General features: G+C 73.9%; 8 protein-coding genes. 3 read left to right on the forward strand and 5 right to left on the reverse strand.

Annotation, left to right across the window (positions count from 1 at the left end):
* Positions 1-170: 170 nt before the first annotated feature.
* Entirely contained in the window at positions 171-1,475 is a 1,305-nt protein-coding gene (locus tag ACFWEK_RS14020; RefSeq protein ID WP_430554447.1) for a sugar ABC transporter substrate-binding protein, read from the reverse strand.
* A gap of 330 nt (positions 1,476-1,805) precedes the next feature.
* A complete protein-coding gene (locus ACFWEK_RS14025) occupies positions 1,806-2,882 on the reverse strand; it encodes a lipoate--protein ligase family protein (protein ID WP_430554448.1) in 1,077 nt (358 codons plus the stop codon).
* Positions 2,883-2,973: 91 nt separating this feature from the next.
* Here ACFWEK_RS14025 and ACFWEK_RS14030 point away from each other — a divergent pair, with 91 nt between their 5' ends.
* A complete protein-coding gene (locus ACFWEK_RS14030; protein ID WP_430554449.1) occupies positions 2,974-4,023 on the forward strand; it encodes a BadF/BadG/BcrA/BcrD ATPase family protein in 1,050 nt (349 codons plus the stop codon).
* Positions 4,020-4,904, forward strand: coding sequence for a MurR/RpiR family transcriptional regulator (locus ACFWEK_RS14035; protein ID WP_429763844.1), 885 nt, complete (start codon positions 4,020-4,022; stop codon positions 4,902-4,904). Before ACFWEK_RS14030 ends, ACFWEK_RS14035 begins: the two co-directional genes overlap by 4 nt.
* A gap of 6 nt (positions 4,905-4,910) precedes the next feature.
* Here the strand turns inward: ACFWEK_RS14035 and cimA are convergent, their stop codons facing one another.
* Positions 4,911-6,560: a citramalate synthase gene (gene cimA / locus ACFWEK_RS14040; RefSeq protein WP_430554450.1), complete on the reverse strand. Its 1,650-nt coding sequence runs from the start codon at positions 6,558-6,560 to the stop codon at positions 4,911-4,913.
* 277 nt (positions 6,561-6,837) lie between these two features.
* On the opposite strand from cimA, the gene ACFWEK_RS14045 reads away from it, so the two are divergent.
* Positions 6,838-7,422: a hypothetical protein gene (locus ACFWEK_RS14045; protein WP_430554451.1), complete on the forward strand. Its 585-nt coding sequence runs from the start codon at positions 6,838-6,840 to the stop codon at positions 7,420-7,422.
* Here the strand turns inward: ACFWEK_RS14045 and ACFWEK_RS14050 are convergent.
* Together ACFWEK_RS14050 and ACFWEK_RS14055 are read right to left on the reverse strand one after the other, a co-directional pair.
* Positions 7,373-8,551, reverse strand: coding sequence for a winged helix DNA-binding domain-containing protein (locus tag ACFWEK_RS14050; RefSeq protein ID WP_430554452.1), 1,179 nt, complete (start codon positions 8,549-8,551; stop codon positions 7,373-7,375). The two genes, ACFWEK_RS14045 and ACFWEK_RS14050, sit on opposite strands and share 50 nt — an antisense overlap.
* Before the next feature lie 24 nt (positions 8,552-8,575).
* Positions 8,576-9,748, reverse strand: a complete 1,173-nt coding sequence (locus ACFWEK_RS14055) for a branched-chain amino acid aminotransferase (RefSeq protein WP_430545857.1) — start codon at positions 9,746-9,748, stop codon at positions 8,576-8,578.
* Positions 9,749-9,955: the final 207 nt, after the last annotated feature.

Below are 9,955 nucleotides of genomic sequence, written 5' to 3' on the forward strand. Positions count from 1 at the left end.
CGATCCGAAAACGCGTTCCTCGTGCGCGTAAGAGAACGAATTCGAGCGCGAATGCGGGAATTCCGGATCCGGACCCGGCGATATGCTGGCCGCCCCACCGGGCGTGAAATGTCCGCGCCCTGCTGCCCGGGTCCGGCGGGGACCGCGACGGGGAGGGTGCTCGTCATGCGTCAGCTGCCACCGTTGAGCAGCGACGTCATCTCGTCGGCCGCCTTCGTGCTGGCGGTCGGCACGTCCTCGCTCCCGGAGAGGATCGACTGCATCATCGTGCTGGTCGTGAGCTTGGCCTGCACGGCCCCGAAGTTCGGCGAGACCGGCACGGACGCGCCACCCTCGACGAACTGCTGCGCGAACGGGGCCACGAGCGGGTCGGTGCTCTTCAGCGTCTCGTCCAGGAGCGACTTCTGCCCCGGGAAGTAGCCGGCCTGCTCGCCCCACTTCGTGGCGAACTCACCGGTCGTCATGAGCTCCACGAACGCGAACGCCAGGTCCTTGTCCTCCGCCGTCTCGAACACGGACAGGTGCGAGCCGCCGAGGACCGACGGCGACATCCCGCCGTCCTTGCCCGGGATCGGGACGGCGGCGAACTTGCCGTCCATGTCCTTGTTCGCCTCGACGATGGCGCCCGGCGTCCAGGAGCCCATGATCGCCATGCCGACGTCGCCCTGGGCGAACGCGTCGAGCACGTCGGTCTCACGCCAGGTGGTGGCGCCCGCCGACGAGTAGCCGTCCGCGGCGAGCCCGGTCCAGAAGCTCAGGCCCTCCTGCGCCTCGGGGCTGTCGAGCCCGGACGTCCAGGTGTCGCCGTCGAGCGTCGCGACCTCGCCGCCGGCGCCCCACACCCACGGGTACACCGTGAACTCGGCGTCGCCCGGCACCGCGATCGCGGTCTTCTTCGGGAACTTCTCCTTGATGGCCTTGGCCGCCGACTCGATCTCCGCCCAGGTCGTGGGCGGCTCGACGCCGGCCTCCTCGAAGATCTCCGTGTTGTACACGAGCGAGCGGACGCCGGCGTACCAGGGCATGCCGTACAGCTGCCCGTCGTAGGTGCCCGCCTCGACGAGGCCGTCCACCAGGTCGTCGCCCAGGCCGGCCTCCGCCACGTAGTCGTCGAGCGGCGCGAGCGCTCCGGCGTCGGCGAACTCCGGCGTCCAGGTGGTGCCGGTCTCCGCGACGTCGGGCGTGGTCTGGCCCGCGATCGACGTGACGAACCGGTCGTGGGCGTCCGCCCACTCGACGAACTCGACGTTCAGCTCCGCGCCCGTCTCGTCCGTGAAGGCCTTCCCGACCTCGTCGAAGAAGGCGTCGGCGCTGGGGTTCGTGCCCTGCATGATCCAGACGTCGAGGGTCTTGCCCTCGCCGTCGACCGTCCCGTCCCCGCCCCCGTCGCCGGAGCCGCCGCTGCCGCACGCGGCGACGCCGAGCGCCACCAGCGCCGCGGTGGCCACGGCCCCCACGTTCCTGCGGGTCCACATGTCTCGACGCATCGTCGTCCTCCCCCGGCGGCCGCTGGGCCGCCCTCCGTGGTGCGCGGCGCCGCCGTTGTCGCGGTCGCGCGCCGTTCTCGCGGTCATGTCCTGCCGACGTCCTCGTCGTCCGGCGTGACGTCGTCGTCTCGCTTGTCATGCTGATCGCCGTGGTGATCGCGAGCGCCGCCCCGGCCTGAAAGGAAGTTCCGGGGCATCGCTTCCCGAGGAAGATAACTGACCGAGCGGGGATAACGAAAGCCCCCGCACCAATTCGTGACAGGACGGTGACCTCTCGGCGCGTCGCGGTCGGTGCGGGGGCGGCGGCGGTGGTGGTGCTCAGGGCACGCGGTTGATCCAGGCCGGGTCGGCGAACTTCGTCCGGACCAGCTCCTCGGCGCGGTCCAGCTCGTCGGGACGCAGCGCGGAGTCCACGGTCCGGTGGTGGGCCTTGAAGTGCGCCTCGAACGCGTCGACGATCTCGTCGCGCGACATGCCGGTCTGCGAGCGCAGCGGGTCCACCCTCTTGTTGGCGCTGGTGGTGCCCTTGTCGGAGAGCTTCTCGCGGCCGATGCGCAGCACCTCGAGCATCTTCGCGTTGTCGATGTCGTACGCCATCGTCATGTGGTGCAGGACGGCGCCGCCGGCGAGGCGCTTCTGCGCCGAGCCCGCCAGCTTTCCCGCGGGCGACGCGACGTCGTTCATGCCGGAGAAGTACGCCTCGACGCCGACGTCGTGCAGCGCGCCCAGCACCCACGAGTCGAGGAATGCGTACGACTGCTCGAACGACAGGCCGTCGACGAGCGACGCCGGCACGACCAGCGAGAACGTCACGCAGTTGCCGGCCTCCATGAACATGGCGCCACCGCCGGAGATACGGCGCACCACCGTGACGTCGTGCTCGCGCACGCCCGCCGGGTCCACCTCGTTGCGCAGCGACTGGAACGACCCGATGAAGACGGCGCGCTCGTTCCAGTCCCAGAACCGCAGCGTGGGCCCGCGGCGGCCCTCGGCCAGCTCCTCGGTGAGCACCTGGTCCAGGGCGGCGAGCGTCGCGGGGGGCAGGGGGCCGGGGCGCAGCACCTCGAAGGTGTGGTCGTCCCACGTCGTGGCCAGCCCCAGCGCGCGGCGGACCGCGACCGCGACGGCCCAGGCGTCGAAGCCCACCATCGTCACGCTGCCGGTCACGCGACCGTCCTGCTCGGCGATGCGCAGCCCGTCGTCGACGGCGCGCGCGAGCTCGCTCGTCGACGTCTCGCGCGGCAGCCCGGCGAGGGCGGAGTCGATGACCTCGAGGGCGTCGTCCGGCTCGAGGAAGAAGTCGCCGCTGAGCCTGACGTCGGCGAGCAACCCGTCGCGCACGTCGAGGTCGACCGTCACGAGCTTGCCACCGGGAACCTTGTACTCACCATGCACGTCTCCACGGTAGCGGGGCCGGGACGCCTCGTGGGCGAGATTCTTTTTGTGAGGTGCCCAACCTGAGAAAATCGCTGCCACACTGGGTCCCGTGACCGGCCCGGACGTCTCCCTCGTGCCCGAGCACGTCGTCGCCGTGGACGTCGGCGGCAGCGGCGCCCGCCTCGTCGCCGTGCCCGCGCGCGGCACCGACGGCGCTGCCGACCCCGGAGGCGCCCCGATCACGCTCACCGGCCGCCCGGTCCGCATCACCGCCTCCGGGAGCGACGCGGCCGACGTCGTCGCCGAGCTGGTGGACGCCCTCGCCGTACGGCAGCCGGGACTGCGCGTCGCCGCGGCGGCCGTGTCGGTCACCGGCCTCCCGTCGCTCGTCCCCGACCCCGGCGCGCTGCACGAGGTGCTGCAGGCCGCGGGCGCCCCCGCCACGGCGGTCGCCGCGGACGCGCTCGCCGCGCACCTCGGCGCCCTCGGCGGACGACCCGGCGCCGTCGCCGCGGTCGGCACGGGCGCCATCGTCCTCGCCACCGACCTGCGGCGCCGGTGGCACCGCGCGGACGGCTGGGGCCACCTGCTCGGCGACCTCGGCTCCGGGTCGTGGATCGGCGCGCACGGCCTGCGAGCCGCCGTCGCCACCCACGACGAGCGCCCCGGGCCCGCCTCCCCCACGCTGCTCGCCGCCGCGCTCGAGCGCTTCGGCCCGGTCGACGGCTGGCCCGCCGCGCTGTACGGGCGGCCCGACCGCGCGCACGTCCTCGCGTCCTTCACGCCGGCCGTCGCCGACGCCGCCGCCGCGGGCGACCTCGTCGCGAGCGGCATCCTGCACGACGCCGGGACCCACCTCGCGGAGAGCCTCGCCGCCGCGCTGCGCCCCGGGATCCCGCCGCTCGCGGCGGTCACGGGCGGCGTCCTGCAGATCGGCGCCCCCGTGACCACGCCCCTCAAGGCCCGCCTGTCCGCCCTGCGTCCCGACGTGCGGCTCGTCCCCGCCGACGGGAGCCCCCTCGACGGCGCGCTGCGCCTCGCCCGCTCCCTCGTCGACCCCCGCGACGGCGAGCTCGTGGAACCGCACGACACCTGGCTCACGGTCCGGGCCACCACCCACCCGTCTCCGGCGTCCGCCGGGAAGGAGATCCGCGCATGAACGGTGACGTCCTCGTCCGGCTCCGCCAGGCGCTGCCCACGCTGCGCCCCGCGGAGGCGCGGATCGCCGCGGTCGTGCTCGACGACCCCCCCGGCGTCGTCGGCGCCACCATCACCGAGCTCGCCGCCCGCGCGGGGACGTCGCAGGCGACGGTCGTCCGGTTCTGCCGCGCCGTCGGCTATGCCGGCTACCCCGAGTTCCGCATCGACCTCGCGCAGGCCACGAGCCGTCGCGCCGTCGAGCTGGAGCGCTCCGGCATCGCCGAGGGCGAGATCAACCGGACCGACACCGCCACCGACGTCGTATCCAAGATCGCCTTCCACGAGGCACGGACGATCGAGGAGACGGCGCGCATGCTCGACCTCGACGCCCTGGAGCACGCCGTCGAGGCCGTGGCCTCCGCACCCCGCGTGGACGTCTACGGCGCCGGGTCGAGCGGCCTCACGGCGCAGGACCTCGGCCAGAAGCTCACCCGCATCGGCATCGCCTGCTTCGCGCCCGTGGACCTGCACGGCCAGCTCCAGTCCGCGGCGCTGCTGGGCGAGGGCTGCGTCGCCGTCGCGGTCTCGCACACGGGCACCACCGTGGAGACCGTGCAGGCGCTCACGCTGGCACGCGACGCGGGCGCCACCACCGTGGCCGTCACGAACTTCCCGGCCTCACCCCTGGCGGAGCTCGCCGACGTCGTCCTCGCGACGACGGCGCGCGAGACCCAGTTCCGCTCGGGCGCCATGTCGAGCCGCATCGCCCAGCTCGCCGTCGTCGACTTCCTCTTCGTGCGCGTGGCGCAGCGCCGCTACGACCGGACCACCGCCGCCCTCAAGGCGACGTACGAGGCCGTCCGGCCGCACCGCCTGACGAACGGCCGCCCGCCGCGGTAGCCCGGCTCAGCGCGGTTCGACGCCCCCGTGCACGAGGCCGTACACGTACGCGTCGATGAGCGACTCCCACGCGGCCTCGATGACGTTCGGGCCCACGCCCACCGTCGACCACGAGTGCTGCCCGTCCGTGGTCTCGACCAGCACGCGCGTCGTGGCGTCGGTGCCCTGCTGCGCGTCGAGGATGCGCACCTTGAAGTCGATGAGCTCGAACTTCTCCATCTGCGGGTACACGCGCGTCAGCGCGCTGCGCAGCGCCTGGTCGAGCGCGTTCACGGGGCCGTTGCCCTCGCCGGTCGCGACCACGCGCTCGCCGCCCGCGTGCAGCTTCACCGTCGCCTCGGCGACCGCGTCGGCCTCCCGGCTCGACGCGTCGTGCCCGGGCCCGCCGGCGACGGTCTCGACGATGGTCCGCCAGCTCTCGACGCGGAAGTACGTCTGCCGGGTGCCGGTGAGCTCCTCGCGCAGCAGCAGCTCGAACGACGCGTCGGCGGCGTCGAAGGTGTAGCCCTGCGCCTCGGCGTCCTTGACCCGCGTCGTGACGCGGGTGAGCAGCTCGGCCTGGCCGCTGAGGTCGTAGCCCAGCTCGCGACCCTTGAGCTCGATCGACGCGCGCCCGGCCATGTCGGACACCAGCATGCGCATGTCGTTGCCCACGGCGGTGGGGTCGATGTGCTGGTACAGGTCCGGGTCGACCTTGATCGCGCTCGCGTGCAGGCCCGCCTTGTGGGCGAAGGCGCTCGCCCCCACGTAGGGCTGGCGCGCGTACGGGGAGATGTTGGTGATCTCGGCGACCGCGTGCGCGATGCGGGTCGCGTCCTCGAGCCCCTCGCCGGCGAGGGTGCGCAGGCCGTGCTTGAGCTCGAGGTTCGCGACGACGGTGACGAGGTCCACGTTGCCCGTGCGCTCGCCGTAGCCGTTCACGGTGCCCTGCACGTGCCACGCGCCGGCGGCCACCGCCGCGAGCGTGTTCGCGACCGCGCAGCCCGAGTCGTTGTGGGCGTGCATGCCGAGCAGCCGGTCCCCCGCGACGGCGTCGCGCCCGTGCGGCAGCCCCAGGGACTCGCGCACCTCGGTCACGACGTCGGTCACCCAGTGGGGAAGCATGCCGCCGTTCGTGTCGCACAGCGTGACCACCTCGGCTCCCGCCTCGAACGCCGCCTCCGCCGCCGACCGGGACCACACCGGGTCGAACCGGTAGCCGTCGAAGAAGTGCTCGGCGTCCACCACGACGCGTCGGCCCTCGCCCACGAGGAACGCCACCGTGTCCGCGATCATCGCGAGGCCCTCGTCGGGGGTGGTGCGCAGCGCGCGCTCCACGTGCCGCACGTCCGACTTGGCCACCAGCGTCACGACCGGCGCCTCGGAGTCGAGCAGGGCCCGCACCTGCGGGTCATCCCACGCGCGGGTGCCCGCCTTGCGGGTGGCTCCGAACGCCGCGAGCACGGCGTTCCTCAGCTCCAGCTCCTTCGCCGCCCGGCGGAAGAACTCGGTGTCCTTGGGCACGGCGCCCGGCCAGCCGCCCTCGATGAAGCCGACCCCCAGCTCGTCCAGCAGCGGCGCGATGGCCAGCTTGTCCGCCACGGAGAGGTTCATGCCCTCCTGCTGCGCGCCGTCGCGCAGGGTGGTGTCGTACACGTGGAACGGGGTGGCGGTCATGCGGGACTCCCCACGTCGAGAAGCTCCGGGCGTTCTGGTCAACAAAAAAGACCCCCCGGGGTACGGAAGGTCTGCGCGTCCGGCGGGTGTGCCGGACGCGCTACCGAATGATGAGCGAGCGACGCTGGTGCGCGAGGCGTGTCATGGGCCACATGGTGCCACACCCGCGCGCAGGCCGGACAGGCCGTCCACGGCGTGGCACGGGACGTCCCGCCCGTGCGACCGGACCCGGGGTGTGGTCGGCTGTCACCGTCACCGAGGTCAGGAGGCAGGACCGATGACCGACACGCGGCCCCCAGGCGGCCCGACGAACCCGGGCGACCCGACGGCGTGGACGCCCGGCATGACCCCGGGCGGGATCACGCCGCCCCCGTCCGTGGTGCCCACGGCGGAGCCCGCGGACGCCTGGGACGCGCCGGCGGCGACGTCGCGCGGGCTGCTCGCGCTGGACCGCGGCCGCTACTGGTCCGGCGCCGCCGTGACCGTCGTGGTCTGCGCCGTCCTGGGGCTTGCGGCGTCGGTGGTCTTCGACAGCGCGTTCGACGTCGGGCTGCTCGGCCCGTCCCGCCTGGTGCCCGGCGCCCCCGGGCTGGCGTGGGCGCTGACCGGTGCCCTGTTCGCCCTGCTCGCGGCCGTGGTGCTCCAGGCGCTCGTGCGCGTCGTGCCACGGCCGCGGATGTTCTTCGGCTGGCTGGTCGCGCTGGTCACCGTGATCCTCGCCGCCCTCGCGTTCACGGGCCCCGGCGACGCGGCCTCGGCGCTCGTGACCGCGCTCGTGTGGATCGTCATGGGCGTCGCCGTCTCGGCGATGCTCAACGGCGTGCTCGGCCGGACTCTCGTGCAGCCTCAGCCGCCCAGGTGACCTCGCGCTCCGGGGCGTCGGCCGCGGCGAGATCGAGCAGCGAGGCGGCCTCCGCCTCCACCTCGGCCCGGTGGTGCGCCCACGCGTCTCCGGTGAACGGCTCGAGGTGCACGGTCGCCCGGCGGGCGTCGACGTCCAGGGTCCACGTGCCGGCCACCCGGCCGTCCACCCAGAGGGTGGGGAGCACGTCCGCGTTCCGCCGGTAGACGAGCCCCGCGTGCTCGGGGTCGACGATCCGTGACCGCTCGTCCAGCGCCACGAGCAGCTGGTCCCAGCGCGGCAGGAGCCGCACCGGCGCGGGCACGTCCCCGGGCACGACGTCGGCGTCGGCCAGGTCGACCAGCTCGCGGCCGTCGGGCGCGGCGTACGCCCGCAGCTCGAGGAGCGCGAGCGCCCGCTTCAGCGCCCCGACGCCGCGGATGCCGACACCGCGGGCGACGTCGCGGGCGGACGCCGGCCCGAAGGCCCGCAGGTACTTCTCGACGGCGCGGGCCCGCGCCTCGTCCGGGGCGGTCCCGGGCAGCGGGTGCGGCACGCGGTCGGCGAGCCAGCGCGCGCCGTCCTGGTAGCGCGCCGCGACGTGGGAGCCCCACAGCCCGCTCGGCGGCACGTGCACGAGCCCGCCGCCCGCGCTCGCGAGCCGCCACCACGCGCGGCTCACGCCGCCCGGGATCGCCGCGACGGCGTCGACCCCGGGGTACTGCTCGGCAGCGAACGCCTCCACCTCGTCCAGCGTGCGGGGCTCGGCGCAGAACGCGCGCACGGCGGCGTTGAGGCCCACGAGGTCGACGCCCGCCCGCCGGGCGCTCGCGCGCCACGCCGCCAGCCGTTGCTCCGCGGAGACGGCGTCGAGCAGCGGCCAGTCCGCGCTGGGCACCACGTGCAGCGTGGACCGCATGACGGTCGCCTTCACGACCTCGCCGTCGGTCAGGGCCTCCTCGAGCCCCCCGATCGTCTGCCCGGAGCGTCGCGCCCACAGCGCGATGTACGGCATGTCGGCGTGCTGCGCCTGCAGGCCGCCCACCCGCCCGACGACGGCGGGGACGTCGTCGCCGGAGCGGGTGAGCAGCTGCTGGCGCGCGAGCGTGGTCCGGTTGAGCGCGTCCGCCGTGATCGGGGTGGTGGGCATCGCGCGGGGGACCTCCCTGTCTGATCAGGCGAGCCGGCGCATCCAGCCGTGCCGGTCCGCGGCCCGACCGTACTGGATGTCGGTGAGCTCCTCGCGGATCGCCATGGTGAGCTCGCCCGGCTCGCCGCCCGAGACCTGCAGGTCGAACTCGTCGCCCGCGAGGCGGCCGACGGGGGTGATGACCGCCGCCGTGCCGCAGGCGAAGATCTCCCGCACGGTGCCGTCCCGGAGGCCGGCGACGACCTCGGCGAGCGGGATGCGCCGCTCCACGGCCTGGTGCCCGCGGTCCGTGGCGAGCTGCAGGATGGACGAGCGCGTGACGCCCTCGAGGAAGGTCCCGGTGAGCTCCGGGGTGTGCACCGAGCCGTCGGCCATGACGACGAAGACGTTCATGCCACCCAGCTCCTCGAGCGACGTGTTCGTCACGGCGTCGAGGTAGCAGACCTGGTCGAAGCCCTTCTCCCCGGCGAGCCGCTGCGGCAGGAGGCTCGCCGCGTAGTTGCCGCCGTACTTCGCGTCGCCCGTCCCGCCGGGCCCGGAGCGGTGGTAGTGCTCGTCGATCCAGATCGACACCGGCTTGACGCCACCCGCGAAGTACGGGCCGACGGGCGAGGCGATGACCAGGTACTCGGCCTCGTTCGTGGGACGCACCCCGAGGAACGCCTCCGACGCGAACGTGAAGGGCCGCAGGTAGAGGCTGAAGTCCTCGCCGGACGGCACCCAGTCGATGTCCGTGCGCACCAGCGCCGCGATCGAGCCGATGAAGTCGTCCACCGACAGCGCGGGCAGCGCCATGCGATGCGCCGAGCGCGCGAACCGGGCCGCGTTGGCGTCCGGGCGGAAGGTCCAGACGGAGCCGTCCGCGTGCCGGTACGCCTTCATCCCCTCGAAGATCTCCTGCGCGTAGTGCAGGACGGCGGTCGCGGGGTCGATCTGCAGCGGCCCGTACTTCTCGACGCGGCGGTCGAGCCACCCGTCGCCCTGGCGCCAGCTGACGCGCGCCATGTGGTCCGTGAACACGGTGCCGAACTTCGGGGACCGCAGCGCGGCCTCGCGCTCGGCGTCCGGGGTGGGCGAGTCCGTGGCGCGCACGTCGAACAGGGCGACGAGGTCCTCGAGCTCGGCGGGGAGGATGTCCGACCCGCCGGTGCTCGGCGTAGCGCTCGCTGCGGACGGAGAGGTGCTGGAAGTGGTCATGATCGGGGGCCTTTCACCGGGTGACCCCTGTAGTTTTCCACGACCGTGCACCTCGTGGGCACCGGCGTCGCTCCGACCACAGCGGTCACCCGGACTGAAGTGGATGTCGGGTGATCGACAGGGGGATGACGGCCGGGGCGGGCGGTGGCTCGGACCGACCGCACCGCGCCGTCCATGTTCGAGCCGGTGCACGGCTCGGCCCCGGAC

It is taken from the genome of Isoptericola sp. NPDC060257 (assembly GCF_042726645.1).
GTDB classification, from domain to species: Bacteria; Actinomycetota; Actinomycetes; order Actinomycetales; family Cellulomonadaceae; genus Isoptericola; species Isoptericola nanjingensis.

What these genes read in the sequence shown, in the direction of transcription:
- ACFWEK_RS14020 (WP_430554447.1), bottom strand. Translation starts at nt 1,475, where the DNA reads ATGTGGACCCGCAGGAACGTGGGGGCCGTGGCCACCGCGGCGCTGGTG.
- ACFWEK_RS14035 (WP_429763844.1), top strand. Translation starts at nt 4,020, where the DNA reads ATGAACGGTGACGTCCTCGTCCGGCTCCGCCAGGCGCTGCCCACGCTG.
- cimA (WP_430554450.1), bottom strand. Translation starts at nt 6,560, where the DNA reads ATGACCGCCACCCCGTTCCACGTGTACGACACCACCCTGCGCGACGGC.
- ACFWEK_RS14045 (WP_430554451.1), top strand. Translation starts at nt 6,838, where the DNA reads ATGACCGACACGCGGCCCCCAGGCGGCCCGACGAACCCGGGCGACCCG.
- ACFWEK_RS14050 (WP_430554452.1), bottom strand. Translation starts at nt 8,551, where the DNA reads ATGCCCACCACCCCGATCACGGCGGACGCGCTCAACCGGACCACGCTC.
- ACFWEK_RS14055 (WP_430545857.1), bottom strand. Translation starts at nt 9,748, where the DNA reads ATGACCACTTCCAGCACCTCTCCGTCCGCAGCGAGCGCTACGCCGAGC.